The 26917-nt window shown below is 63.5% G+C and carries 22 protein-coding genes; 18 read left to right on the top strand and 4 right to left on the bottom strand.

Going from position 1 to position 26917, the window contains the following annotated elements; all coding sequences use genetic code 11:
• Positions 1 to 206: 206 nt before the first annotated feature.
• Genes Q5Z11_RS19095 through Q5Z11_RS19105 form a run of 3 tightly spaced genes read left to right on the top strand, consistent with a single transcriptional unit; the run spans position 207 to position 3832 of the window.
• On the top strand, positions 207 to 1247 hold the full coding sequence (locus tag Q5Z11_RS19095) for a helix-turn-helix transcriptional regulator (protein ID WP_303747848.1): 1041 nt from the start codon (positions 207 to 209) through the stop codon (positions 1245 to 1247).
• Between the two features lie 56 nt (positions 1248 to 1303).
• Complete coding sequence (locus Q5Z11_RS19100) at positions 1304 to 2911, top strand: hypothetical protein (protein ID WP_303747849.1); 1608 nt, start codon at positions 1304 to 1306, stop codon at positions 2909 to 2911.
• 24 nt (positions 2912 to 2935) lie between these two features.
• Positions 2936 to 3832 carry a hypothetical protein gene (locus Q5Z11_RS19105; RefSeq protein ID WP_303747850.1) on the top strand — a complete coding sequence of 299 codons (897 nt, stop codon included), beginning with the start codon at positions 2936 to 2938 and terminating at the stop codon, positions 3830 to 3832.
• Between the two features lie 346 nt (positions 3833 to 4178).
• Here the strand turns inward: Q5Z11_RS19105 and Q5Z11_RS19110 are convergent, their stop codons facing one another.
• Positions 4179 to 4619, bottom strand: coding sequence for a PepSY domain-containing protein (locus Q5Z11_RS19110; protein WP_303747851.1), 441 nt, complete (start codon positions 4617 to 4619; stop codon positions 4179 to 4181).
• A 120-nt stretch (positions 4620 to 4739) separates the two neighbouring features.
• On the opposite strand from Q5Z11_RS19110, the gene Q5Z11_RS19115 reads away from it, so the two are divergent.
• The 3 genes from Q5Z11_RS19115 to Q5Z11_RS19125 are packed head-to-tail and all read left to right on the top strand — an operon-like array spanning position 4740 to position 7035.
• On the top strand, positions 4740 to 5048 hold the full coding sequence (locus tag Q5Z11_RS19115; RefSeq protein WP_303747852.1) for a PepSY domain-containing protein: 309 nt from the start codon (positions 4740 to 4742) through the stop codon (positions 5046 to 5048).
• Complete coding sequence (locus Q5Z11_RS19120; RefSeq protein WP_303747853.1) at positions 5048 to 5710, top strand: response regulator transcription factor; 663 nt, start codon at positions 5048 to 5050, stop codon at positions 5708 to 5710. Before Q5Z11_RS19115 ends, Q5Z11_RS19120 begins: the two co-directional genes overlap by 1 nt.
• Positions 5707 to 7035 (top strand): ATP-binding protein, encoded by a 1329-nt coding sequence (locus Q5Z11_RS19125; protein ID WP_303747854.1) that lies wholly within the window; start codon positions 5707 to 5709, stop codon positions 7033 to 7035. Before Q5Z11_RS19120 ends, Q5Z11_RS19125 begins: the two co-directional genes overlap by 4 nt.
• Before the next feature lie 85 nt (positions 7036 to 7120).
• Here Q5Z11_RS19125 and speA read toward each other — a convergent pair whose 3' ends face one another.
• Positions 7121 to 9010, bottom strand: a complete 1890-nt coding sequence (speA, locus tag Q5Z11_RS19130) for an arginine decarboxylase (RefSeq protein WP_303747855.1) — start codon at positions 9008 to 9010, stop codon at positions 7121 to 7123.
• Positions 9011 to 9244: 234 nt separating this feature from the next.
• On the opposite strand from speA, the gene speE reads away from it, so the two are divergent.
• Both speE and Q5Z11_RS19140 read left to right on the top strand, forming a co-directional pair.
• Positions 9245 to 10102, top strand: a complete 858-nt coding sequence (speE, locus tag Q5Z11_RS19135; protein ID WP_282267936.1) for a polyamine aminopropyltransferase — start codon at positions 9245 to 9247, stop codon at positions 10100 to 10102.
• A 265-nt stretch (positions 10103 to 10367) separates the two neighbouring features.
• Positions 10368 to 11024, top strand: a complete 657-nt coding sequence (locus Q5Z11_RS19140; protein WP_303747856.1) for an RIO1 family regulatory kinase/ATPase domain-containing protein — start codon at positions 10368 to 10370, stop codon at positions 11022 to 11024.
• Positions 11025 to 11173: 149 nt separating this feature from the next.
• Here the strand turns inward: Q5Z11_RS19140 and Q5Z11_RS19145 are convergent, their stop codons facing one another.
• Positions 11174 to 11512, bottom strand: coding sequence for a P-II family nitrogen regulator (locus Q5Z11_RS19145; RefSeq protein ID WP_057628415.1), 339 nt, complete (start codon positions 11510 to 11512; stop codon positions 11174 to 11176).
• Positions 11513 to 11667: 155 nt separating this feature from the next.
• Here Q5Z11_RS19145 and ubiK point away from each other — a divergent pair, with 155 nt between their 5' ends.
• The 3 genes from ubiK to Q5Z11_RS19160 all read left to right on the top strand — a co-directional run bounded on the left by ubiK (position 11668) and on the right by Q5Z11_RS19160 (position 15187).
• On the top strand, positions 11668 to 11925 hold the full coding sequence (ubiK, locus tag Q5Z11_RS19150; protein WP_303747857.1) for a ubiquinone biosynthesis accessory factor UbiK: 258 nt from the start codon (positions 11668 to 11670) through the stop codon (positions 11923 to 11925).
• 10 nt (positions 11926 to 11935) lie between these two features.
• Entirely contained in the window at positions 11936 to 13450 is a 1515-nt protein-coding gene (locus Q5Z11_RS19155; protein WP_303747858.1) for a YifB family Mg chelatase-like AAA ATPase, read from the top strand.
• 210 nt (positions 13451 to 13660) lie between these two features.
• Positions 13661 to 15187 carry an esterase/lipase family protein gene (locus Q5Z11_RS19160; RefSeq protein ID WP_303747859.1) on the top strand — a complete coding sequence of 509 codons (1527 nt, stop codon included), beginning with the start codon at positions 13661 to 13663 and terminating at the stop codon, positions 15185 to 15187.
• A 70-nt stretch (positions 15188 to 15257) separates the two neighbouring features.
• Here the strand turns inward: Q5Z11_RS19160 and Q5Z11_RS19165 are convergent, their stop codons facing one another.
• The gene (locus tag Q5Z11_RS19165) at positions 15258 to 16994 is read right to left on the bottom strand and encodes an aminotransferase-like domain-containing protein (protein WP_345783918.1); all 1737 of its coding nucleotides are present in this window, start codon (positions 16992 to 16994) and stop codon (positions 15258 to 15260) included.
• Between Q5Z11_RS19165 and Q5Z11_RS19170 the strand changes: the two genes are divergently transcribed.
• The 7 genes from Q5Z11_RS19170 to Q5Z11_RS19200 all read left to right on the top strand — a co-directional run bounded on the left by Q5Z11_RS19170 (position 16993) and on the right by Q5Z11_RS19200 (position 26888).
• The gene (locus Q5Z11_RS19170; RefSeq protein WP_303747861.1) at positions 16993 to 18171 is read left to right on the top strand and encodes a hypothetical protein; all 1179 of its coding nucleotides are present in this window, start codon (positions 16993 to 16995) and stop codon (positions 18169 to 18171) included. The two genes, Q5Z11_RS19165 and Q5Z11_RS19170, sit on opposite strands and share 2 nt — an antisense overlap.
• Positions 18171 to 19118 (top strand): hydroxymethylglutaryl-CoA lyase, encoded by a 948-nt coding sequence (locus tag Q5Z11_RS19175; protein ID WP_303747862.1) that lies wholly within the window; start codon positions 18171 to 18173, stop codon positions 19116 to 19118. The genes Q5Z11_RS19170 and Q5Z11_RS19175 overlap by 1 nt, the downstream gene beginning before the upstream one ends.
• Positions 19119 to 19478: 360 nt before the next feature.
• A complete protein-coding gene (locus Q5Z11_RS19180) occupies positions 19479 to 19985 on the top strand; it encodes an RNA polymerase sigma factor (RefSeq protein WP_303747863.1) in 507 nt (168 codons plus the stop codon).
• Positions 19986 to 20093: 108 nt separating this feature from the next.
• Complete coding sequence (locus Q5Z11_RS19185) at positions 20094 to 21050, top strand: FecR family protein (protein WP_303747864.1); 957 nt, start codon at positions 20094 to 20096, stop codon at positions 21048 to 21050.
• 225 nt (positions 21051 to 21275) lie between these two features.
• The gene (locus tag Q5Z11_RS19190) at positions 21276 to 24356 is read left to right on the top strand and encodes a TonB-dependent receptor (protein ID WP_303747865.1); all 3081 of its coding nucleotides are present in this window, start codon (positions 21276 to 21278) and stop codon (positions 24354 to 24356) included.
• A gap of 86 nt (positions 24357 to 24442) precedes the next feature.
• Positions 24443 to 25282, top strand: a complete 840-nt coding sequence (locus Q5Z11_RS19195; RefSeq protein WP_303747866.1) for a HupA family protein — start codon at positions 24443 to 24445, stop codon at positions 25280 to 25282.
• Positions 25283 to 25376: 94 nt separating this feature from the next.
• Complete coding sequence (locus tag Q5Z11_RS19200) at positions 25377 to 26888, top strand: surface lipoprotein assembly modifier (RefSeq protein WP_303747867.1); 1512 nt, start codon at positions 25377 to 25379, stop codon at positions 26886 to 26888.
• Positions 26889 to 26917 lie beyond the last annotated feature (29 nt).

The following is a 26917-nucleotide window of genomic DNA, read 5'->3' on the forward strand; positions in this document are numbered from 1 at the left end:
TTGTTGAACCGGCCTCGAGCCCTGCGCTTCGCACCAGCACAAGCACTGCCAGACCGTCGCTGTTCAAGTGATGGCATCGCCACCACGCCGTGGTCCGGGAAGCACCGAAGCGACCGGCGACATGATCTGTCGCCATATGTCCGCAGGCTTGCCTGGTAGCTGCAGTAACCGACTGCCCATGCAGCCATCCCAACTGGTCAGAGCTGATGCCCGATAACGATCCCAAGGACCCTCTCGTACGCAACCTGGTGACGCTCGGGCTTATTCCACGCCATCGCGGCAAGACCACCCAGGAACTGCTGGCGGCATTGAAGGACCGTGGTTTCAACATCACCTTGCGCACCTTGCAACGTGACCTCAACGACAAGCTCAGCCGCCACTTCCCGATCATTCCCGTCGAGGACGGCAAAGTGGTGCGCTGGTGCTTCGACCGTGATGCCCATTTCAACCAGCCTGCACCCGATCCTGCTGAAGCGCTGGCCATGCATCTGGCCGAAGACCATCTGAAGCAGATCCTGCCGCCAGCTGTCCTGGCGTCGCTGCAGCCGCAATTCACCCAGGCACGGCAACATCTGCAATCGCTTGAGCACAACACCCTGAGCAACTGGGCACGCAGCGTGCGGGTACTGCCCAATGGCAAGGCCTTGTTGCCAGCCGGGGTCGCACCGCAGGTATGGGAGCAGGTCGCCAACGCACTGCTGGAACGCCGCCAACTGCAGGTTGCCTACCTGAGCAGGGTGAAGGGTGAGCCCAAGACCCTGCAACTTCACTGCAAGGGCCTGGTATCTCGCGGCCCAGTCACCTACCTGTTGGCCAACGTGGGTGACTACACCGACATCCGCCATTTCGCATTGCACCGGATCCAGTCCGCATCGGTCATGGATGCGCAAGCCCGGGACGAGGACTTCGATCTGGACGCCTATCTGCCGACGGCCGCTTTTACTCCCAGGCAGGGTACCGGCGTGGTGGAACTGGTTGCCGACGTCCACCCGCAGCTCGCGCAGACATTGCGCGAAACACCACTCAGCAAGGACCAGGTGTTGCAGCGGCTGCCCGATAGCGACTGGGAGCGGCTGTCCGCGCACGTCGCCGATGACCAGGAAACGCTGTGGTGGGTATTCGGCCTCGCTGAAAACATCCTCGTGCATGCACCCGAGTCCCTGCGCAGCCGCATCGAGGACAAGCTTGGCAGGACCGCCCGCATGTATGGGCTGGCGACCACCAGCACACCGCTGTCATCCCCTTGAATGCTGGACCGGAAGTTGCCAGCACCGAATCAACATGTGAGCAGACGAACCCGAGCATGAACACATCAGCACCCAGCCAACTGGTCATCGAGATCGACGAGGAAGTCGCCGTTCTCATCGCCGAAATCAACGCCAGCCCCGGTGTGTCGCGCAGCGATTTCGCTGACAACCTGAAAGATGTCGTGATTGACTCGGTACTTGGCCCGTTTGGGCTGAGCAGGTCCATGTTCTCCGACAAGGATGGTGGCAGCATCACCACCGCACACAACTTCGAGGAAGCACTTGCGGACGGCAAGGAGCACCTGATCGCACTGCGTGATGCCGAACGCCTGCAATCGCTGAAGGAATCCCGCGAGAACCGGATCGATCGCAGCGCCGGCAACAAGCAGCAAGGCATCGCGCCGGGCAAGCACCATGCCTATGACCAGGCCTTGGAGCAAGCGATGCCGCTGAAATCCGCAACACCTGATACCAAGGATGCGTACACCGGCCGCGATATGAAGACGCCGTCGCGTGACCATGTAATCCCGGTTGGCGAGATTGAGCGCTCGGCCAAGGGACAGCTGGCACAGACGCCCGAAGAGCGCGTGCAGACCGCAACGCTCAAGGAAAATCTGGTCTGGACCGAGAAGTCCCTCAATTCGTCCAAGCAGGACAGTGACCTGATGCTCTGGGCCACCGCGGAGACGGCACCGTTGGCCGGAACCAATGATCGGCGCTACGGCATCGACATGGAGAAGGCACAGGAGATCTACGAGACATCGAAGAAGGCGGTGGAACGGAAGCAGAACCTGGCCATGCTCAAGAAGCAGTCAAAGGAGTTCCTGATCGAGGGCGGCTCGGAAGCCGGCAAGCTCGCCCTGCGGCAGATCCTGGGCATGATCCTGAAAGACCTGGCTTCCGGCCTGATCGACGACGTCAAACAACTGGTCCGCGATGGCTTCCAGAGCCTGAAACAGCTGGCCGAACTGCTGAAGGCCCGGCTGCTGGCAACCGCCAGTACGCTCAAGGAGAAATGGGCTGATTTCCTGAAGGAAGGCGGCATGGCCGGCTTCGCCGGACTGCTGTCCAACCTGATCACGCTGCTGATCAACAGCTTCGTGACCACGGCCAAGCGCATCGTGACCATCATCCGCGAATCCACCCTCGCCGTGATCCGTTCCATCAAGTTGATCGCGCTGCCACCGGAAGGCATGAGCGGTAGCGATATCGCCATGGAAGTCCTCAAACTGCTCTCCGGCGGCCTGGTCACCGCAGCCACCTTGCTGCTGCAGGAATCGGTGGCCAAGGCAATCGAATCAATCCCGCTGCTGACGCCGTTCGCCCAGGATATCTCCTCGGTGCTGGTGGCCATCCTCAGCGGAACAATGGGCCTGCTCACCGTGCTTGCCTTCGACCGCCTGAAGGAACACATCGCATTCCAGAACAAGCAGCTGGCCGACGTGCATCGCGGCCATGCTGTTGCCCATCTCAAGATGAAGCAGACGCTGATGATGTTCGACCATTCATATGCGCATGTGGTTGCCACCACCACCCAGATGCAGCTGGAGCTCTCCAGCACATGGATGGAGATCGAGGAATCCTCACAACACGCCCACGTCGCAATCGATGGCTATGCGAGCGCCGTGGACAAACTGCGCTTGCTGGCCAAGCGCGCCCCGTAACCCGGCACTCATGCAAGCAGCTCAATGACTATCAGCACCGACGAAACCCATGCATCCGCCCGCAGCACTGCACTCGCCGCCCAGGAAGAATCACTGAAGGCGCGGTTCATGGCACAGCGTTTCTTCAAGGAAATCGAGTCGCTTGAAGAGGAGATCAAGCAGTCAAAGAATCTCTCCCGTGCCATCGAGGAGCGCGGCATCTGGCAGCGTTTGACTTCCAGCACCGCCAAGGACCTGAGCGAGATCGCCAAGATCCAGGGCAACATCAACAAGCGCATGGTGGACCTGATCCAGGAAACCATTCGCTTGAACATGCTCAGCTACGCCGGGCTTGTGGTGTTGATGAAGGAAATGCGCGCCGGCATCGATGGTGGCTTCAAGGATGCCAACGGCAACATCACCCGGCTTGGCAAAGAGGGTCGCGACCTGGCGGAAACGGCAACCAGCATCATCTCTGGAATCCTGGACAGCTCGCAGGACACCCAGGATCGGATCGACAGCAACGCGCAAGGCATCCAGGACCTTGTCAATCGCCTCGACGCAGAAGCGCAACTGGCAACCGTACGCAGCAACGCCCTCGATGCAACGATTGCAGCACTGTCCCAACGCAGCCAAGAGAACGACACACTCGACCAATGGCAGAACGAGGCACTTTCCAGCCTGCGAGCCGAGTTGCATGAGAAGCAGGAACTGGATACGTCGCGTGACGCCGTCATCGACAAACACGCCGGCGAGCTCGCATCCCAGGCTCACCTACTCAGCACGTTCGAACGCGCACTCATTGCGCAGCAATCGGCTAGCGAGCTGAAGTTCGCTGCGCTGATGAAGGCGCATGTGCGGATGCGCACCACCTTCATTGCTCTATTTGCGCTTGCCTTGGGTTGGTTGTCGGCAGTCAGTTGGCACGTATTCCTGCGCTGAGCCGATGGTCCGGATGGCTCACGAACAAGCGCAGTGGGCCGGCGAAAGCACGCATGGCGACATGGATTGTCGCCAAGCTCGCCCAAGCTTGATCACCGCCCGGCGCATCCGATGCCCGGAACCTTCAGCAGAGTCAAAGGGAGCACGCATGTACAAATTCATTGGCGGCGTTGTTGTATACGGTTTCGCGCTGGTTGGCCTCGCCGTCTATCTGGACAGGGCGCACGGAGATGGCCGCTTGTTCGCCAATGACTGACAGGGAGAACGCGGCTGCCTGCAATCGCAGGCAGCACGGCCTTGTTCAGAGCGCATGGGTGGCACACTGCGGGTTCGGCCGAGGCCCAGCTCAGTCCAGCCAGCCATCACGCTCGCTGTGCAGGATGCGGCCATCGACGCCGCTCATGCGCACTTCCACGCGCTGGTTGCGGGCATTGCGTGCTTCCAGCTTCCAGGTGGCGCCATCGCGTTCCAGCGAATGGATCTCGCGCAGGCCTGCGGCGCCGGCACGGGCCAGGATCTGCTCGCTGCCCAACAGGGCGCGACCATCGTGTTCATCGAAGATCTCACCGGTCGCCGGGTCTACCCACACTTCGGCGAAGCGGCCATCAGCGCGCGCCACATCGGCCTCCCACAAGCCGTCGTCCTTCTCGATCTCGTGGATCTGGGTATAGCCGGCGGCACGCAGCTTCTGCTCGACCTCGGCCATGCCCAGCGACTTGGTCTGTGCATGGGCGCTGGTGCTCAATGCCGCGGCAATGGCGGCGGTGGCGAACAATGACTTCAACATGGGGGAGTTCCTTGAGTGCTGCCGGATCAGCCCGGCCCGGACAGTCTCCGCCGCCTGCCTAACAGCGCCCTAGCCAGCACTGTTAGTCGATTGTTAGCCAGGCGCGCTATTAATTGCGTCATGTTTTCCTACCGCACCCTTGTCGCCCTCGCTGGCCTGTCCTTGCTGACGGCAGGCACGCCGCTGGCCATCGCCCATGGCCAGGACGCCGCACAGCAGACCGCGCGTCAGGCCTTGAAGCAGGGCCACTACGTGCCGCTGGAAAACATCGTGCGCGACGCGCTGAAGCGACATCCCGGCAAGCTGCTGGAAGTAGAACTCGACGACGGCATCTACGAAGTGGAGATCCTGCGTGCAGACGGCGTGGTCATCGAGCTCGACTATGATGCCCGCAGCGGCGCCTTGCTGAAGACCGAACTGGACGATTGATGCGGATCCTGTTGGCCGAAGATGACCTTGAACTGGCCAGCCGCCTGCAACCCTTGCTGGAGCAGGCCGGCTACGTGGTCAACCACGTCAGCGACGGCCGCGAAGCCGAGGAACTCGGCCAGATCGAGGAACTGCAGGCAGCCATCGTCGACCTTGGCCTGCCTGGGCTGGATGGGCTCAGCGTGATCGAACGCTGGCGCAGCAATGGCCGCGACTTCCCGGTGCTGGTGCTGACCGCGCGTGGGCGCTGGCACGACAAGCTGGCCGGCTTCGATGCCGGCGCCGATGACTACCTGACCAAACCTTTCCAGGCCGATGAGCTGATCCTGCGGCTGCGGGCGCTGATCCGCCGCAGCAATGGCCACGCCAGCGCGCAGCTCAGCTGTGGGCCACTGCAGCTGGAGATCAATGCCGGGCGCTTCCTGCTGGAAGGACAGCCGTTGGCACTGAGCCCGCAGGAGTTCCGCCTGCTCAGCTATTTCATCCACCATCCGGGCAGCGTCGTCAGTCGCGAGCGACTGGGCGAGCAGGTCTTCGACGGCGGCCATGATCCGGATTCCAATGCACTGGATGTGCTGCTGGGACGGCTGCGGCGCAAGCTTGGCGTGGACATGATCCAGACCGTGCGCGGCCAGGGCTGGCGTTTGGTCGCACCAGCATGAAGGCACTTTCACTGCGTGCGCGCCTGCTGCTTGCCGGCGGTCTCGGCCTGGTGTTGGTATCGGTGCTGGCCGGTGTACTGCTGGGGCGCTTGTTCGAACAGGCAGCGCGCGACAACCTGGACACGCAACTTGAACAGGACCTGCTTACCGTATTGGCGCAGGCCGAGATCGACGCCAGCGGCAAGCTCACGCTGCGCCAGGAACCCAACGACGCCCGCTTCCAGCGGGTGTTCTCCGGCGCGTACTGGCAGATCGCCACGACCGATGGCCAGGTGCTGCTGCAATCACGCTCGTTGTGGGACGAAAGCCTGCAGCCGCCGATTCCAAAGATTCCCACCCAGGCAATCGGCGCGGACTTCAGCGGTCCGATGCAGCAACCCCTGCGCGGCCTGACCCAACAGGTGCGCTTGCCGCGCAGCAAAGCACCACTGCAGGTCACCGTCGCCAGCGATCGCAGCCAGTTGGATGCCGATGTCGCCCGTTTCCGCCAGCGCTCGGCGCTGGCGATGGCGGTATTGATCGCAGCGTGGCTGGCGGTGCTGGTCAGCCAGGTGCAGTTCGGCCTGCGTCCATTGCGCGCGCTTGGCAAACGTGTGGAACAGGTACGTCATGGCGATGCCGCACAGATCAGCAGCGAGGGGCTGGGGCGCGAAGTAGCGCCGCTGGCCGAAGAACTCAACGCCCTGCTGGCCCACCACCAGCGCATGGTCAGCCGCGCGCGCAGTAGCGCGCAGGATCTGGCGCATGCGTTGAAGACACCGCTGAGCGTGCTGCATGCCGAAGCCGATGGCAGCGGCGAGCACTGGCGGCAAACCCTGCGCGAGCAAAGCCGGCGCATGCAGGCAAGCATTGATCGTTATCTGGCCTCGGGCATGGCCGCAGACCGGCATCAACGCAGCGCGGTAGGACCAGTCGCGCAATCGCTGTGCCGACTGATGCAGCGTGTGCACGACGAACGCAACATCCGTTTCGTCGCCGACGATATCGATGCGCAGCTGTGCTTTGCCGGCGCGGCAGCCGATCTCGAGGAAATGCTCGGCAATCTGCTCGACAACGCTGGCCGCTGGGCAGCGCATGAAGTGCGCATCCAGGCACGTGCAGACAATCAGCAGGTACTGATCGACGTCATCGATGACGGCCCGGGATTGGCCGAGGAAGCGCTGCAACAGGTGCTGCAACGTGGCGTACGTCTGGACGAACGCGATGGCAGCAGCGGGCTTGGGCTGGCGATAGTCGGCGACATCGTCGACAGCTACGGCGGCAGCTTGACCCTGCGCAATACCGCCGGCGGCCTGTGCGCAAGCCTGCAGCTGCCACGGGCCTGAGCGCGCACCAAACCACACAGCCAAAGAAAACGCCGCGCAGGCAGGCCTGCGCGGCGTTCGCTGTTTCCCTGCATGGGCTGTTGGATCAGCCCAGCGGTTCGTCCGACAGGTAGGTGTAACCGGTCAGGCCCGCTTCCAGCGCGGCATCCAGTTCTGCGGCACGTTCTGCCGATAGATCGGCGGCAGCCACGCGCTCACGGTAGGCGGTGCGCAGGTCGGCCAGGCTGTAGCCGACGTAGTCCAGCATCACGTCGGTGGTGTCACCGCGACGCTGCTGGGTGATCACGTAGCCATCGTCTTCCACCACCACTTCCACCGCGTCGGTATCGCCGAACAGGTTGTGGATGTCGCCGAGGATTTCCTGGTAGGCACCGACCAGGAAGAAGCCGATGCGGTAGCTCTCGCCATGACGCACCGCGTGCAGTGGCAACGAGCTGTCCAGGCTTTCGTTCTCGACATAGGTCTTGACCATGCCATCGGAATCGCAGGTCATGTCGGCGATCACGCCGCGACGCTCGGGGCGCTCGTTCAAGCGCTCGATCGGCACGATCGGGAACACCTGGTCGATTGCCCATGCATCCGGGATCGACTCGAACACGCTGAAGTTGACGAAGTACTTGTCGACCAGGCGGTCGTTCAATTCGTCCAGCGCCGGGCGATGGCTCTTTTCGTCATAGCTCAGGCGCGCACGCACGCCGTTGGCGATGGCGTAGAACAGGTCATCAATGCGCGCACGCTGCGGCAGGTCGATCTGGCCCAGCGCATAAGCGCTCAAGCCCTCGGCATGGAAATGCTGGGCTTCCTGGAACAGTTCCACCGCCGGGCGCTGGTCGAGTTCCTCATGGATCTCGCGCAGGTGACGGATCGCCGCCGGCTCGTCGTCATGCGCTTCCGGCACGCGGCCTTCGGCTGCCTGCTCCACTTCCGACACATTGGCGATCAGCACGGCGTGATGCGCGGTCATCGCGCGGCCGCACTCGGTGATGATGCGCGGCGGGGTCAGACCATGCGCTTCGCAGGCCTCGGCCAGCGGCTGCACGATGTTGCTGGCGTAGGCGTTGAGGCCGTAATTGATCGAGCAGTAGCTGCGCGAACGGGTGCCTTCGTAGTCGATGCCCAGACCGCCGCCGACATCGACGTGGCTGATCTTGGCGCCCAGCTGCGACAGCTCGACGAAGTAACGGGTGGCCTCGCGCATGCCGTTGGCGATGTCGCGCACATTGCTGATCTGGCTGCCCATGTGGAAATGCAGCAGGTTCAGGCAATCGGCGTACTCGGTGTCACGCAGGGCCTTCCACAGGTCCAGCAGCTGGCGCGGGGACAGGCCGAACTTGGCCTTGTCGCCACCGCTGTTCTGCCACTTGCCCGCGCCCAGCGAGGCAAGGCGCATGCGCACGCCCAGGCCTGGCTTCACGTCCAATGCCTTGGATTCCTCCAGCACCAGCTTCAGCTCGGACGGCTTCTCGATGACGATATAGGTCTGCAGGCCGAGCTTGCGGCCGATCAGGGCCAAGCGGATGTACTCGCGGTCCTTGTAGCCGTTGCAGACGATCAGTCCGCCCGGCCGGCTCAGCGCCAGCACTGCCATCAGCTCCGGCTTGGAGCCGGCTTCCAGGCCAAAGCCCTCGCCGTGGTGGCTGGCCAGGGTGCCGGCCACGCCACGGTGCTGGTTCACCTTGATCGGGTAGACCGCGGTATAGCCGCCAGCGTAGTCCCAGTCGGACTGGGCCTGGGCGAAGGCAGCCTGCAGCTTGCCCAGGCGCTGGCCGAGGATGTCCGGGAAGCGCACCAGCAACGGCAGTTTGGCACCGGCGGCACGCGCCGAATCGACAACCTGCGGCAACGACACCGCCGCGCCTTGGGCGCCTGCGGGACGGACCATGACGTGCCCGGCGGCATCGACGTCGAAATAACCATCAGACCAGTGCGGAATCGAATAGGTCTTGCGGGCCTGTTCGAGGGACCAATCGCTCATCGGCGTAGCAACTCTCAGCTGTGGATAAATAAGGACGCGCATTCTAACGCTAGCGGGGCAAGGGTCCGTTACAATCCGCGCCCTCACTACCTCCCCTCTCCCCCCGGGAGAGGGGTCGGGGGTGAGGGTAAGCGTGAAACCTGAATATGTCAGGCTTCGCCCTTACCCTCATCCGCCCCTTCGGGGCACCTTCTCCCGGTGGGAGAAGGACAGCCCCAGCACCCAGGAATCATCATGACCTCCAACGAAAACTGGTTCATCGAACACTTCCAGCCGACCGGTTCGGCTATTGGTTTCCGCATCACCGGCAAGCTGGACGAGGTGCAGTCGCCGTTCCAGAAGATCGAGATCTACGACAGCACCGACTGGGGCAAGTTGATGGTCATCGACGGCGCCATGATGCTGACCACCAAGGACAATTTCTTCTACCACGAGATGATCAGCCACCCGGTGCTGTTCACCCACCCGGCGCCGAAGCGCGTGGTCATCATCGGCGGCGGCGACTGCGGCACCCTGCGCGAGGTGCTCAAGCACCCGGGCGTGGAGAGCGCCACCCAGTGCGATATCGACGAGCAGGTCACCCGCATGGCCGAGAAGTACTTCCCGGAACTGTGCGAATCCAACGGTGATGCACGCGCCGAGCTGCTGTTCGACGACGGCGTGGCCTACATGGCCAACTGCGCCCCGGGCAGCGTGGACGTGGTGATCGTCGACTCCACCGACCCGGTCGGCCCGGCCGAAGGCCTGTTCAACAAGGCCTTCTTCGAAAGCTGCTTCCGCGCCCTGAAGGACGACGGCCTGCTGGTTCAGCAGAGCGAGTCGCCGCTGGCCCTGCTGGAGCTGATCAAGGACATGCGTTCGGAGATGGGCAAGGCCGGCTTCCAGTCGTTCAAGACCCTGCCGTTCCCGCAGCCGTGCTACCCGACCGGCTGGTGGTCGGTGACCGTGGCCAGCAAGCAGGCCGGTTTCGGCTTCGGCTTCCGCGAGGCCGATTCGGCCGCCAAGCCGTTCGACACCCTGTACTACACCGCCCCGCTGCACACCGGCGTGCTGGTCAGCCCGCCGTTCGTGGCCAAGGCCCTGGGCGAATAAGCCCGCTGCCAGCGCCGTGAATCGAACCCCGCGCCCGCAATGGCGCGGGGTTTTTCGTTTTCCGGCCATGACGCACACAGGCCAGGTTTCATCAGTCACACCATCGCAACAATCCTTTCCGGCCCAGGACGCCAACATTTTTTTTACATTCAGCAATTCATGGACCGTGCAGTTTTATAATTGCCGCACATCCCCGCCCACTCGGGCACGTTAGACCGGCTTTGCAAGACGCTTTCCGCGCCATGCCCGCGTCAGGAAGGTTTTGATGAACACATTGCCCAGTTTCGACGGCGAACACGCGGTTGTTCCCGCCCACCATCTGCTCAAGCGCGGCGAACGCCTGCTGGAGCCTGACGTCTACCGCACCGAACTGGACGGCCGCCCGGCCGTGGTCAAGGACTACCGCCGCTATCAGGGGACTCCCCTGTCGCCGGTGGCGCGCCTGCTGGTGCACCGCGAAGCCAAGGTGCTCAAGCGCCTGCAGGGCTGGAAGCACGCCCCGGCGCTGCTGGGCACCCTTGGCGGTCTGGCGCTGGGCATGGAATTCATCCCCGGTGACACCTTGAGCGCCGGCGTGCAGGGCGTCACCCAGGAAGTCTTCGACCAGCTGCAGAACGCGCTGGCGCGCCTGCATGCGGCCGGCATCACCCATAACGACCTGCACGGCACCAATGTGGTGGTCAGCGCCGGCGTGCCGGTATTGCTGGACTTCACCTCGGCGCTGCGGGCGCCGCGCTGGCTGCGCAACTGGCCGATCTTCCGCCAGCTGCGCCGCAGCGACATGAAGAACCTGGTGAAGATGCGCCAGCGTCTGACCGGAATGAAGCCCTCCGCCGAACAGGCCGCAGCGCTGGCCGAACCGGGCTGGGTGCAGGCGGTGCGTAACGCGTGGAAGCGGCTTTATCGGCGGATCAAAGGCTAAGGCCGAAGCTACCCCTCCCCAACCCTCCCCTTGGCTGCGCCAAAGGGAGGGGGGCCAAGCTCTTCCCCCTCCCTTGCGCAGAGCGCAGGGGAGGGCTGGGGAGGGGTGCTCTAAAGCTCTAAAGCTTCAAATCCCCAAAACCCAAAACCTCAGAGCGCATCCCCATCCAGCTCGCCGGTACGGATCCGCACCACGCTGCCCAGGTCGTACACGAATACCTTGCCGTCGCCGATCTTGCCGGTGCCGGCGGCCTTGACGATGGCTTCCACCACCTCGTCGGCCTGTGCATCGGTCACCGCAACCTCGATCTTCACCTTCGGCAGGAAGTCGACCACGTACTCGGCACCGCGATACAACTCGGTGTGGCCCTTCTGCCGACCAAAGCCCTTGACCTCGGTGACGGTGATACCGGCCACGCCGCGTTCGGCAAGCGCCTCGCGCACGTCGTCCAGCTTGAACGGCTTGACGATGGCCATGATCATCTTCATTGGTCGGCTCCTTGAGTGATGCCTGAAGCATACCGTGCAGGCTGACGTGCCACTAGCAAGGTTCCGGACTATCCTTACCATTGGCACTAACGGATACCGATGCCCGCAAGCAACAGCCGCCGCCTAGGCTCGGCTCACCCCTGCGGAGAAACCCCATGATCGACCTCAACCACATCGACGAGTTGGCCCGCCGCCTGAGCAGCCTGGTGCCGCCGGGCCTGCGCGAATCGCGCGAAGAACTGCAGGCCACCTTCAAGACCGCGCTGCAGGCCGGCCTGGGCAAGCTGGACCTGGTCACCCGCGAAGAATTTGAAGTGCAGCGTGCCGTGCTGCTGCGCACCCGTGAAAAGCTCGACGCGCTGGAACACGCCGTCGCCGCCCTGGAAAACCGCGCCTCCGACAAGAACGCCTGAGCGCCGGGCCGTGAGCCTGGCGCTGGTGTACAGCCGCGCCCGTGCGGGTGTGCACGCACCACTGGTACAGGTGGAAGTACACCTGTCCGGCGGCCTGCCCTTCACCCAGATCGTCGGCCTCCCCGAGGCCGCGGTGCGGGAATCACGCGACCGGGTGCGTGCCGCCATCCTCTGCGCGCAGTTCGACTATCCGGCGCGCCGCATCACCATCAATCTGGCGCCAGCTGATCTGCCCAAGGAAGGCGGGCGTTTTGATCTGCCCATCGCGCTCGGCATTCTTGCTGCCAGTGGCCAGATCGACCGCAATGCGCTGGCCAATTACGAGTTCATCGGCGAGCTGGCGCTGACCGGTGAACTGCGCGCGGTAGATGGCGCCCTGCCCGCGGCCATTTCCTCCGCCGATGCCAAACGCTGCCTGATCGTGCCGCCCGGCAATGCGGGTGAAGCGGCGCTGGCCCAACACGCCGAAGTCAAAGTCGCACGCACGCTGCTGGAAGTCTGCGCAGCGCTGGCCGGCAGCAAGCAACTACCCGACGCGCAGGTACCGCACACCGACCCCGCAACGCCTGCAGACCTGAGTGATGTGCGCGGCCAGCAACATGCGCGACGCGCCTTGGAGATTGCTGCAGCCGGCGGTCATCATCTCCTGCTGCTGGGCTCACCAGGCTGCGGCAAGACCCTGCTGGCATCGCGCCTGCCCGGCATCCTGCCCGAAGCAAGCGAGGAAGAGGCGCTGGAGTCCGCCGCCATTGCTTCGATCAGCGGTCGCGGCGTTGATCCGAGTCGCTGGCGACAGCGCCCCTACAGATCACCGCATCACACGGCCAGCGCGGTTGCCCTGGTTGGCGGCGGCTCACATCCGCGCCCTGGCGAGATTTCGCTCGCGCACAACGGCGTGTTGTTCCTGGACGAATTGCCGGAGTGGAGCCGACATGCGTTGGAAGTGCTGCGCGAGCCACTGGAGTCCGGCACAGTCACCGTCTCACGCGCGGCGCGCAGCATGGAGTTCCCTGCGCGCTTTCAACTGGTTGCTGCCATGAACCCTTGCCCTTGCGGCTGGGCCGGTGACAGCAGTGGCCGCTGCCGCTGCTCTGCAGAAAGCATACGTCGCTATCGCGCACGCATTTCCGGGCCATTGCTGGACCGCATTGATCTGCATCTGCAGGTGCCGCGGTTGGCACCGAGTGAATTGCGTGGCGACGCCTCACCGGGCGAAAGCAGTGCCGAGGTGCGCGAGCGGGTAATGCGGGCACGCACGCGACAGCTGGAGCGAGCAGGCAAGGCCAATGCGCACCTTGGGCAAGCGGAGACCTTGCGCGACTGCGGTTTGTCGACTTCCGATGCTGATCTGCTCGAGCAGGCAATGGAGCGACTGCAGCTGTCGGCACGCTCGATGCACCGGATCCTGCGGGTGGCAAGGACGATTGCTGATCTTGCCGGTGAAGCTGCGATCCAACGGGTTCATCTGACCGAGGCGATTGGCTATCGGCAGCTGGATCGGAGTGAGGTTGGGGGTGAGGGGTAGGTTGCTGGGGGCGAGGTGCTGCAACGGCAGAAGCTAACCCCTCCCCAGCCCTCCCCTGCGCTTCGCGCAAGGGAGGGGGCAGAGCTTGGCCCCCTCCCTTTGGCGCAGCCAAGGGGAGCGCTGGGGAGGGGTTAGCTCTTAAAGCACCACATTCAAGACAAATCCCAAAAATCCGTTCACCATCGCCAGCAGCCCCCGCGGAGACCGGCCATGGAACGTATTGAACGCCCCTACTTCCCGATCATCTACGTGCGCGGCTACGCGATGACCCGCGATGAGATCGTCGAAACCACCTCCACGCCGTTCATGGGCTTCGAGGCAGGCTCCACCAAGATGCGCCAGGCGCAGGACGGCAGCATCGTCAAATTCGTCTTCGAGTCGCCGCTGGTGCGCTTGATGAAGGATTACAACTACCGCGACGTCTACGAGTTCGGTGCCGAGCGCCGTGACCGTATCTCACCGCGCTGCATCGTCATCCACCGCTACTACGATCCGGCGGACCCGGCATTCGGTGACGGCAAGACGCCGTCCATCCCCGATGCCGCCGCCGCACTGGGCAAGCGCATCGAACAACTGCGCGACAGCATCTGCGGCAACAACGCGGCGATGCGCAAGGAGTTCCGCGTCTATCTTGTCGCCCATTCGATGGGCGGGCTGATCTGCCGCTGCCTGCTGCAGAACCCGGACGTGGCCAGTGCCGAGGTGCGCGCCATGGTCGACAAGGCCTTCACCTATGCCACACCGCACAATGGCATCGAGGTCGGCGGCATCAACCTGCCGAACCTGCTGTCAATCAACGACATCAACAACTTCAACCGGACCAATATGGGCAAGTACCTGAAGGTGCCCAAGGACAAGGTCAACACCTTGGGAACGTCCGGCTTTCCACCCGAGCGCCTGTTCTGCCTGATCGGCACCAACAGCCGCGACTACGCCGCCGCGCACGGTTTGTCCTCGTTTGCGGTCGGTGCATTGAGCGATGGCCTGGTGCGCATCGCCAACGCCTATGTAGAAGGCTCACCGCGCGCCTTCGTCAACCGCAGTCACAGCGGCTACTTCGGCATCGTCAATTCCGAGGAGGGCTACCAGAACCTGGTGCGCTTCCTGTTCGGCGATACCTGCGCCACTGCCCAGCTCGACATCAGCGCCCTGCCCTTCCCGCCGGAGATCGAGGCTGCACGCAAGCGCGGCAAGAAGATCGAGTCCTCGTACTACATCGAGGCCACGGTCGCCCCGCGCGGCGCCTACACCTATGAGCTGACCTCGCGCACGCAAGCCAACCAATGCGCCATCCGCCGCGAGTACGGCGACATCTTCGATGCGCAGGGCAACCTGCTGAAGGACAAACGCTCGACCGTGCTGTTCTCGGTGTTCCTGGACAGCAGCAAGATCCTGGCCGGCAGCGAGATCGCCTTCTCCATCGATCTTGCGGTCAGCAATGCCGGCTATCAAGTAGACGGTGCGCTGTTCCTGAAGAACCATATCCCCGGCGAGTACCTGTTCCGCAACACGCTGGTGGTTTTTGCCAAGCCGGACGATGCCGGCGGCTGGCGCCTGCGCTACGTGTGGAGCGACGATCAATGGGCCGGTGGGCCGAAGAACGAAGCCGAGTTGGATACCGCACGCACCAAGGCCATCGGCATCAACCAGCAGACACCGAATATCTTCAGCGTGCCGATGCAGTCGGCGAAGGGCTTCAGCGCCGAGCTGAAGCTATCGCTCTCCGATTGGCGCTGATCCAGCCGGCGCCACCACGCATCGCCGCCGGTTCACCGGCAATGCGCGGTGGCGTTGCATCAAGCCAACCTCATGCGACCGCCGCAGCCTGATCCAGTTCCTCGCGCAGACTGTCGATGAACACGCTGTCGTTCAAGTAAGCCACGTTCAAGCGTGTCCACGGTGATACCTGCTCCGAATCGATATTGAAGAACGCACCAGGCGCCAGCACAACGCCGCGCGACAACAGGCGCGCAGTCAGCAGGCGGGTGTCTTCTATATCGCCAAACCGTGCCCACAGGTACAGGCTTTGCTCGGGTGCGGCATAGACGGTGGCATCCAACCGCTGCAGGACTTCCAGTCCTTCTGCGGTGGCGGCACGCACCCTGTCCTGCAGGCGCCCAACGTGACGAAGATAATTGCCTTCGCGCAGGATGGCTTCCAGCATGCGCTCGCCGTACTCGCTGCTGCCGATGTGCAGCAGCATCTTCAGATCGGCCAGCTCTTCGATATGCGCATTCTCGCCAGCGATGAAACCACTGCGCAGCGCTGCCGACACCGACTTCGAGAAACTGCCGACATACAGCGTGTTCCTGAATTGCGACAACGAAGACAGACGGAACGCCGAGTTCGGCTTGAAATCAGCCATCGCATCGTTTTCGACGATGAGCACGTTATGCGCCGCAGCCAGCTCCAGCAAACGCTTGCCAACCTCCGGTGCGACATCCGTCCCGGTCGGATTGTGCGCGGTGGTCTGCATGAAGAACACACGTGCCTTGGTGGCCTGCAGCGCAGCCTCGAACTCGACCAGATCGGGACCATCCACGCGGCGCGTTATCGCCACCGATTTCGCGCCCTGCAGCTGCAGCTTGCCGAACAACGGGTAATAACCTGGCTGCTCCACCAGCACCGTATCGCCTGGTGCCACGTAGCGGCGGATGATCAGATCCAGCGCGTGATTGGCACCAAATGTAGTCGCCAGCTGGCGCGGCCCAAGCTCCATCCCATGCATGGCCATACGCCGGATGAGCTGCTGCCGCAGCGGCAGGTAGCCGTACCGGTTCCCGTAACGGAATAGGCTACCGACGCCGCTGCGGGCGACCTGCCGGTGGAACCGATCAAGCCGCATATAGGTCAACCAATCGACCGGCGGAAAGCCCTCGGCGAGATGTGATCGACCGGGTTCTCGGATGGCCTGTTGGCGCATCATCCACAGCGTGTCGATCACCCGACTGTAGCCGACAGGCTCTTCGTCCACGTCACGCTCAGGTGGCGCCTCGACGCCACGCACGAAGAACCCCTTGCCATGCTGCGCTTCAACCAGCGCTCGCTCGCCCAGCAGATCGAAAGCGGATATCACCGTGTTCTTCGAATAGCCGTTCAATCGCGCGTACTCACGCAACGATGGCAACTTGTCTCCGGGCTTGAGAACACCGGCCAATATCTGCCGACCGATGTCCATGGCAACTTTTTCCGCTAGCGAAATCTTCCGTGGTTCAGAGCGCATAAAAATCCATACGAATTTCTTCGGGCGCTCACTGTATCTACGCGCCAACACACTCTGTAAAGAGCATAAATAGACATTTTGAGATGAATTGAAAGATACGCAGCAGCGCATTTGCTGTTCGCAAGAACTGTACCTGTCGCTCGCCTCCCGCAGAGCACAAGGTTGCCGTTGTTCTACGCAATCCTCACCGACAGGCGAAGCAACGGCGCGACAAGAGATGAAAGCAATTAATGCACATCCGGCATACGGGCAATCATCGACTTCAATGTCAGTGATAGCGCACATACCGCGCAATTCGGCACGCGGAATCAGCCCTTCCATGTCGCCAGAAGCATCACTTTCGAAGCACGCATCACGGATGAAGAGTGACAATCATGCTCCGACCCGCGCTTCAGTCTCGTTTGTCGACGGACTGCTGGTGAACAAGCTTGACCTGCGCATTCCGATGGCTGCGCGCCAGCCTGGACATGCCCGTTCAATTCAAGCCATCGCCCAGCTGGCTCATGTCAGCGGTGGTTTCCGCACATTCGGCTCCGGCCCCCTGTTACGAGCAGGCATGCAGTTCAATGCGATCGACGATCTCTACTGTGCGCGCCAACAGATACTTCGGCTTCGCAATCAACTGATCGGTTTTGCCAACACCCTGACCACGACGTTGATAGCCCGCAGCGGAAGCTGCAAGGACATCGACGCCCTTGTCCGAACCTCCAGCGAGGGCGCCACGTTCCTCGAGATCGAGCTTCTGCTCGATGTTCCCGACCGTTCCGACTTACCGGTGGTCGACGCCATGATTGCAAAGATGGCATCGCTGATCGAACAGCTGACCCGCGGCAACAGAGGCCGTATCGCAATCAGCAGCATCGCAGAACGGCAACTGCTGTACGCGCAGCTGACACTGAACGCCGACAGCTTCTCGCTCACCCCGACCCAGGCCGATGCGATGGCCAGACGCCTGGTGGATCTGCACGATTCCAGCTGCAAGGATGCAACGGCCGTCTGTGCACGCAACAGCGAGGTTCTGGCTGCGGCCAATGCTGTCTATGCTGCAGTAGGTGCTACTGATCGCCGCGCTGGTCGTGCGCCTCAACCATTTTCGTCGCACATTGAACCAGGCCCGTCACTGGCGAGCTGGTACCACGATCATCACGGACACCTATCCGGAAGAATCATGCTGCCCCTGCAGATGGACCAGATGACTCACACTGCGGCGCCGCCCACGCATACGTGCACCAGCGTCGCTACTGGATCAATCCGGGAGGTGCATCCAATCGAGCATGCGGTGGCGGCCATCGCGCTGGCCCAGAGCCTTGCCAACCTGCATGCGCATGCGAGCGACTCCATCCTGCGAAAGGAACCTGCCCAGCATGCGCTGGATCTTGCATTGATGGCAGGGGCGCGCGGCAGCGAGATCGAACCGCTGGTGCACGCCATGCTGTCTGCGCGGAACTTTCGCTTCGATCATGCAGTGGCTGGGCTGCACAGGATGAGGACGCAGTAATGCGCGATGAAGATGAAGCACAGCAGGACCACGTGCGCATCATCGAGATAGGCGCAAGCCGCGGGCTGGCACGCCAGACCAAGGCATTGCCCACCAGCGTGCGCATGAACCTGGTTGAGTTGCTGGAGGCAGCCGGCATCAAGGAGCTGGAACTTGGTGCGTTCGCCTCATCGCGGCGAATGCCACAGCTGGCCGACACCGCCGCACTCTACGGTCTGCTTGGCCCGCCGCCGCTCAACCGCATCCGCTCGGCCGTGGTCCCTGACATGCAGCAGCTGGAGATGGCAGTCGCCGCTGGCTGCCGCGACATCACCGTCGCCTCGGCGGCATCGGACGCCTACTGCCGCGCCCGCCTCGGCTGCAGCATCACCGAAAGCCGGCGCCGCGCCGATGAGATCAGCGGGCGCGCCTTGGCGCTCGGCGTCCAGGTGCGCGCCACGCTGGCGACCATCGTTGATTGCCCGCTGAGCGGGGCCGTGTCGACGACCAGCGTCACCCGCATCGTGCGCAGGTTCCATGACATGGGTTGTCGCGAGATCAGCCTGTGCGATACCTCCGGCTCCGGCACCCCGGCAAGCATTGGCGTGCTGTTGCGGGCCTGCACGAGCGAAGTGCCAAGCCATCGCCTGGCTGGGCATTTCCACGACACCTTCGGGCTCGCCATCGCCAACGTCATCACGGCGCTGGAGCACGGCATCCGCGCATTCGACACCGCCATCTCCGGGCTTGGCGGCGACACCCATGCGCCGGGCGCGGCAGGCAATCTTGCCACCGAAGACCTGGTCCATCTGTTCGCCGGGCTGGGAATCCACTGCAGCGCCGATCTCGATGGCCTGCTGCTCGCAGCTGACTACATCGACTGCATGCTGCAGCGCCGGACCGAGTCGCGCGTCGGCAGGGCAACCCGTGCGCGCAGAAGCAGCTACCTGCAGACCGCGCAGGCCTAGCGGCGTGAGTGGCCCGCGCCAGCCCCGCCCGCCATGCCGGGCTGACCTTTGCCAGCAGTGCCCCGACTGGCGGATGTCCAGAAGCCGCTAACGGCAGCTGTCCGTGCTGGTTGGAACACTGTCGGATCAAGTGCGCGACTGACACGCCGTCTCCGATGAAAGTAAGATGTACGGGTCAGCGAGCAGAGCGGCCAGCCGACCACACCGTGACGGCGCCTGGCGCCGTGGAGAACCTCCCATGCCGCTGTCGTCGAATCCTTGGCCATGCTGCCGGAAGCAGCAGCGCCAGGCCTATACCCCGCCCCGTCCCTCGCCTGCCTGCATAGCGCACCGGCCATCCCACAGCGTGCGTGCGTTCCCATGACAGCCTCCAGCACACGCCTGATCGACGCCTTCCTGAGCCTCTACGGTGAGTTGAAGCGGCATCTGCGGCGGCGTACCGGCGACAGCACCCGTGCCGAAGAGGTCATGCAGGAAACCTATCTGCGCCTGCTCGAGACCGACAGCCGCCAGCAGCAGGAGCAGATCCGCGACGAACGCGCTTTCATTTTCCGGGTCGCCGGCAACCTGGCCATCGACGTCGCCCGCCGCGAGCAGCGCGCGAGCGGCAACGGTGAGCCCGATCCGCAACAGGCCGACCCGATCGCCAGCCCGGAGCGCAATGCCATCGCCCAGGACCGCCTGCGCCAACTCGACACTGCCCTGCGCGAGCTGCCGCCCAATGCCCGCCTGGCCCTGCTGCTGTTCCGCGTCGACGGCCTGTCGCATGCGCGGATCGCGCAGCGGCTTGGGGTGTCGGAGAGCATGGTCGCCAAGTACTTGGCCCAGGCCTTACGGCATTGCCGCGACCGCCTGGGGCCATCCTGAAGGCGAAAGTGGAAGACGCTGGCCGCGTGCACTGCAACTTTGGCCTCGCCCAAACGTCTTATGGATAGGTAACCTTCTTTCCCCGCGCAGCCCGCATAGCCACGCCCGATGTTCGACCGCTTCCGATCCCGGAACAACGCGCTCAGTGACGAATCCATCCAGTGGGTAATCCGCTTGGGTGCGCGGCCGTCTGCGGCCGATCGCTTGGCATTCGAACACTGGTGCCAGCGCTCTCCGGCCCATGCCGAGGCGGCGCGGCAGGCCTTCGCCCTGCTCGACGGGGTTGGCCACACCACGCTGGCCGCCGAGCACCGCCATTGGGTGCAGGCACTGACGCCCGCGCCACGGCGAATGAGCCGGCGTGCGGTGTTGGCCGGCGGACTGTCGGCGGCAGCGCTGGCCGGTGTGGTTGGTACCGGCCTGCTGGGGCCGGTCAGCGGCGTGCTTGCCGACCATCGCACCCGCATCGGGCAGCGCCGCCAAGCCTCGCTTGGTGATGGATCAACGGCCTGGCTTAATACTGAGAGCGCGTTCTCGCAGGCGTTCTCCAACGTCCGCCGCACCGTCTCGGTGGCCGCCGGAGAACTGCTGTTCGACGTCGCCCCCGACCCGCAGCGGCCCTTCGTGATCGAGAGCCGCGATGGCAGCGTGCATTGCAGCGTTGGGCGCTTCGCCCTGCACCGCGAAGCACGCCGCAGCACCTTGACCGTGGTCTCCGGCCTGGCCCAACTGCGCAACCAAGCCGGCGCCAGCATCGAGATGATCGCCAACCAGCGCGTCGCCTTCAGCGCCGATGTCCTTGGCCAGGCCGAGAACGTCGATGCCGGTGCATTGACCGCCTGGGTACGCGGCAAACTCATTTTCAACCAGCAACCCGTGTCAGCAATCGCCGACGAACTGCAGCGGCATGTGCCCGGACGCATCGTCGTGGTTGGCGAAGCGCTGCAGCAACTGCAGCTCACCGGCGTATTCGAACTGGATGACATCGATGCAGCGCTGCGCAATATCGCGGCGCTGGCCGGTGCGGAAGTGACCCGGCTGCCGTTGCTGACCCTGATCCGCTGATCCGCTGATCCGCTGATCCGCTGAACAGTTGATCCGCTGAGCAACGCGCCAGCGCGCTAGCCCCGCAATTGCCCGCCACGCGGGTACGCGGACAAGCAGATGATTTTTTTTGCGGCTGACGCTGCAAGTTTCACCTGCGCCGGTCGTCTATAGAAATGAGACTTATTCTCATAAAGTCAGCGCCGGTACATCCGGCCGCCCTCTTCCTCCATTTCCGTCGGACCCATGAGCCCTTCCAGCCACTCCCGTTCTTCACGACTGCCCGCCCTGCTGGCGGTCAGCATCGCCCTGGCACTCGCTGCACCGCTGCATGCCTCCGCGCAGAGCAGCAACGCCGGTGCCACCCAAAGCGTCGCATTTGATGTCCCGGCACAGTCGCTGGACAGCGCGCTGACCCGATTGGCAGACCAGGGCGGGGTCCGCATCCTGTTTGTGTCCAGCGATGTCGGTGGGCTGCAGGGCGCGGCCATCAAAGGACAACTCAGCGCGGCCCAGGCGCTGGATCAACTGCTGGCCGGCAGCGGACTGAGCTGGCAATGGCGCGAACCCGGTACCGCCGTGGTGACGCGCAGCGGCGCTGCTGCCGCAGCTGCCAGCACCCCCATCGTCACCGGCACGCTGAGCGTGACCGGCAAGCAGGGCATCGAAGCGACCGGCGCGCAGCGCGACCTGCGTGGCCACGACGAGGTCTACGACCTGGACCTGTCCACCGCCTACCTCGGCCGCACCGAGATCGAGCGCTACAAGGGCGCCACGCCCTCGGACCTGCTCAACGGCGTCGCCGGTGTGTTCAGCGGTGATGCGCGCAACAGCGGCGCGCTCGACGTCAACATCCGCGGCGTGCAGGGGCCGGGACGCGTGCCGGTCACCATCGATGGCACCGAACAGGCAGTCACCGCCTGGCGCGGCTACAACGGTATCGGCAACCGCAACTACGTCGATCCCAACCTGATCGGCGGCATGCAGATCTTCAAGGGCCCGTCGCTGACCCGCAATGTCACCACCGGCATCGGTGGCGGCGTGGTGATCAAGACACTGGACGTGGACGATGTGGTGCCGGAAGGCGAGTCGTTCGGTGGCGAATTCAAGATCGAAGGCAGCAGCAATGCGGTAGCGCCGCGTCTGCCGGGCAAGTTGTACACCGGCATGAACCACCGCGACGTGCCCGAGCTGGCCACCGGCAGCCCGGCCAACGACCCGACCCTGCGCGTGCAACCGCATACCGGTGGTGGTGGCTACAACGTGCTCGATGGCGAGGACCACGCCTACCGGCTGGCACTGGGCTGGAAGTCGGACACGCTGAGCCTGTTCGGTGCCTACGCCTACCGCGACCGTGGCAATTACTTCGCCGGCAAGCGCGGCGCCGGCTACTACTCGCAGCCGGTGGAGAACATCAGCGCCGGCGACTACATCATTACCATGGCCAACCGCCTGCGCCCGGGCGACGAGGTAACCAATACCTCCAGCCAGATGGAATCGTGGCTGTTCAAGGCCACCTGGAACCCGACACCCGACCAGGTGCTGCGCTTCGGCTACCGCGACACGCTGTCGCACTACGGCGAGATCATGCCGTCGCGCATCAACCGTACCGCGCTCGGCCTGCCGCAGTGGTCATTGAGCCGGGTGGACTCCACCGCCTACAACCTGGAGTACAAGTGGCAGCCGCAGGACAGCCGTTGGATAGACCTGTACGCCAACCTGTGGCGCACCGATACCGACAGCAATGCGAACACCGCCGGCAGCTACCCGAACTACTGGAACGCGGTGACCCAGCCGATCATCATGAACGGCGCGCTGGATGATTCCACCAATACCCGCAACGGCCTGACCGTGAGCAATCTGTTCCGGCTCAGCGATACGTTGGACCTGACCATCGGCGGCGACTTCCAGCACGAGAAGCTGCGCTCGCATGACGAGTACATCGGCCCATCTGCCAGTTGGCGCATGTTCCCGCGCGCCGGCCGCCGCGAGGAGTGGAACGCCAACTTCAACTTCGAATGGCGCCCGGTCGACTTCCTGAAGATCAACGCCGGTGCCCGCTACTCCTCGTACTGGGCGTACGACGATTTCCTCGCTGACCATCCCAACCAGTTCCTGGCCTCGGTATCCGGCTACCAGGCGACCTACCGGACCATGTCTGCCGAGGAGCGCAGCAAAGCTGAGACGCAGGCGCGCACCATTCACCAGGTCTGTACGGCGATGCCGTTCTACTGCGATCTTTTCGGCATTCCGGCGGGGATAAGCGAAGCGGAGTACGTCGCTTCCAAGATTCACGAAGCCGCCAAATCGAACACCATTCAATGGCTTCCTGATGCCAATGGAAAGTTCCATCGCGTAGACAACCCCTGCACCAACGGCATGCTCAACGGCATAGCCGATCTGTATGAGGGAGGGAACTGCACAATCGGCCTCACTGCCAACCCGATCGCATCCCGCTACGCCGTGGCAAAGAAGCGCCGTGATCGTGGCTGGGCTCCATCACTGACGGTGACCGGCTTCTTCTCCGATTACAGCCGCGCCTACTTCAGCTACAACGAGGCACTGCGCTACCCGAACATGTTCGAGAGCGTGATCGCCTTCGGTGCCAGCGTCAGCCCGTTCCGCGACCTCGAGCCGGAGCATACCTACAGCTACGAGCTGGGCTATATCCAGGAGCTCGGGCATCTGCTCGGCGATGACACCATCGCCGACCTCAAGCTGAGCTACTACCACCGCCGCACCGATGACCTGATCGAACGCGACAACAACTTCCTGTTCCGCAACATCGACAAGCAGCTCGTGCAGGGCGTGGAGTTCCAGGGCAGGTATGACAATGGCCGTTTCTTCACCGACCTCGCCGTTGCACACACACTGAAGAACGAGGTCTGCGATGAACACACCGCCATCACCATCGACCCCAACGTCACCAGCACGCCCACCTGCGTCGACCAAGGCTTCATCGGCAGTTGGCTGCTGACCCAGGCCTCGCCGGAAACCTCGGCCAACTGGTCGCTGGGCGGGCGCTTCCTGGACAAGCGGCTGGAACTTGGCACGCGTGTTGTCTATTACCAGCGCCGCAAACCCAACCGTGACCTGGAAGCATTTTCCGAAGCCACCAACCAGAACCTTGGCGTGTTCAACGTGCCGTTCTCCTGGGATACGACCTGGTTGTTCGACGCCTATGCCAGCTACCGCGTCAACGACACCGTGCAGTTGGAACTGATCGGTACCAACCTCAGCGACCGCTACTACGCCGACCCCGCGACGCGCTCGCTGCTGCCCGCTCCGGGCCGCACGTTGAAGCTGAGCGTGACCGCGCGCTTCTGATCATCCCGTAGCACCAAGGAGTCCACCGCAACCCGAACCGTCACTGCAATTCAACTTTTCTTCATCACATCAAGAGAGAAATGATCATGAAAATGCACAAGCGTCTTTCCCAAATCGCCGTCGCCCTGACCGTGGTTTCCCTGGCAGGTACCGCCGCAGCCGCCAACATCGTCGGCGCCCAGTCCGCTGGCTCCGGTGCCTCCACCATCACCGTCGGTGAATCGCAGGTTCCGTTCGGTCCGCATACCGCTGGCAAGGCCGGCGTCGGCATCTCCAGCTATGCCGCAGGCATCAAGGTCGACTTCCAGGGCCTGACCCCGTCCAGCGCCGCAACCGAACTGCACCCGGGCACCGACAAAGGCATGACCGTGTACCAGCTGCACGACCCGATCACCACCGGTACCCCGGGTGATCCGAACAACCCGGCGCACGCAGGCCTGGGCAGCTTCAATTTCGTAAAGGTGGGTACTGGCGATGTATGGTTCGGTGAGTGGTCGACCAACGGCAACACCGGCAGCCCGACCTACCAGAACCGTCAGGTCTATTACGTCGGTGACAAGACTGGCTACACCGCCGCCACCGGTACCGCGGTTGGCTACACGCTGACCGGCCTGCATCGCTACGGCGCCAACACCCACCTGACCGGCAGCCTGACCGCCAACTTCAGCAGCCGCACGTTCCATGGCGACCTGTCGATCGGCGCAACCCAGATCCGCCTTGGCACCAGCGGCAGCCAGATCGCGTTCGACACCAACGGTCACTTCGATGCGGCCAATGCCGGCCAGTGGGTGATCCCGGGCAACTTCGTACTGAAAACCGGCGATGTGAAGGGTGACTTCTTCGGCGCACAGGCGGCCACTGTCGCTGGCATCGTCGACTTCGGCGACCAGTCGATGAACATCGCCTGGGGCGGCACCAAGAACTGACGGCTGAGCCTTTCCGTCAGCCGCCGTAATTCGACTGCTACCGGCAAGGACCAGCCAGCGTCCGCCAATCCTTGCCTCCCTCGATGGCCATTGCATGCATTCTTGTTTTCCCAACGACCGTCGACGCCGGTCTGCTTTCGCGCTTCCTGCGGCACTGCTGCTGGCCGGCCTGCTGTTGCCGGTTGTCGCCTTCGCACAGGAGCAGGCCGATACCCGCCGCCTGCTGGACCAACGCATCGACCAGCAAGCGCAGGCCCGCGAGCGCGAGCTACTCAAGGATGAGCTCGACGCCGAGCGCCCTACGCTGACCATCGATGGCGAGCGCCATGTCATCGGGCACAACGTCGACGACGTCGGCCGCGCACTGTATCTGGCGCTGCAACAGCGGCAGTGGAGCCTGGCCGCACACTTCCTCAACGAATACCTGACCCTGCCCGGTCACGACGAACTGCTGGTGCACTACGCCCAGGGCGGCTTGCTGCGCATCCAGGGCAAGCACGCGCAGGCAGCCGCCGAGTACCGCGCCCTGCTCGCCCTGCAGCCGGACTTCATGCCGGCGCAGCTGGAACTGGCCCGCACCTTGTTCGAAGACCAGCAGGATCGCGAAGCCGATGCGCTGTTCGCCGACGTCGGCACCAGCATCGACGCCAACGACCCGAAAACCGAGGGTGTACGCACCACCATCGCCAGCTTCCGCCAGGCCCTGGCCCAACGCGAGCGCTGGAGTGGCTCCTATGCGGCCGGGCCGAGCTGGACCGACAACGCCAACCGCACCTCGGCCAGTCGTACCTGTCTATTGCTGCTGATCACCGGCGACTGCCTGATCGAGCGCAAATTACCCGAGGCGATCACCGCCACCGGCATCGACTACGACGCCACCCTCAACAAGCGGCATGCGCTGCGCGGGCATCACGGCGTCTACCTGCGCGCAATCGCATTCGGCCAGAACTACCGCGACAACAGCGCCTACAACGAGCTCAACGCGGCGCTGCAGGCCGGATACAGCTTCCGCAGTGCGCGCCACAACCTCGCACTGGCACCGTCGTTCGACTACTACGCGCTGGGCAATAGCGCCCTGTTTGGTGCACCTGGCGTACACGCCGAGTGGAGCTGGACGCCGGGCCAGCGCTCCATGCTGAAGCTGGAGGCCGACTGGAAGGATCTGCGCTATCGGCAGCGTGATTACGCACTCAATCTGGACGGCGTGCAGCGCACAGCATCAGCCACCTATTTCCGCAGTCTTGGCAGCCATTGGATGGCCTTTGGCGGTATCGATGCACTGGACAGTGACTCGCGCGACCGCAGCAACGGCTACCGCTCCGTTGGTGCACGTATTGGTGCGTCGCTGCAGTGGCCGGAGGGTTTCAGCCACACCTTGTTCGCCTCCTATCGGCGCCGCAGCTACGACCTGTACAGCCCGATGCTGGGCGTACGCCGCGATGACGACGAGCGCAACTACACATTGATCATCAAGGCCAGGCGCCTTGCCTTCGCCGGCTTCACGCCCTTGCTCAGCCTTCGCTACAACGTGGTGTCCAGCAACGTCGACTGGCTCTACAGCTATGACCGCAGCACCGCCAGCCTGAAGCTCGAACGCAGTTTCTGACCCCCACCACTTCCTGCATTACCGGGAGT

Source organism: Stenotrophomonas sp. 610A2 (assembly GCF_030549615.1).
Taxonomy (GTDB): Bacteria; Pseudomonadota; Gammaproteobacteria; order Xanthomonadales; family Xanthomonadaceae; genus Stenotrophomonas; species Stenotrophomonas pigmentata.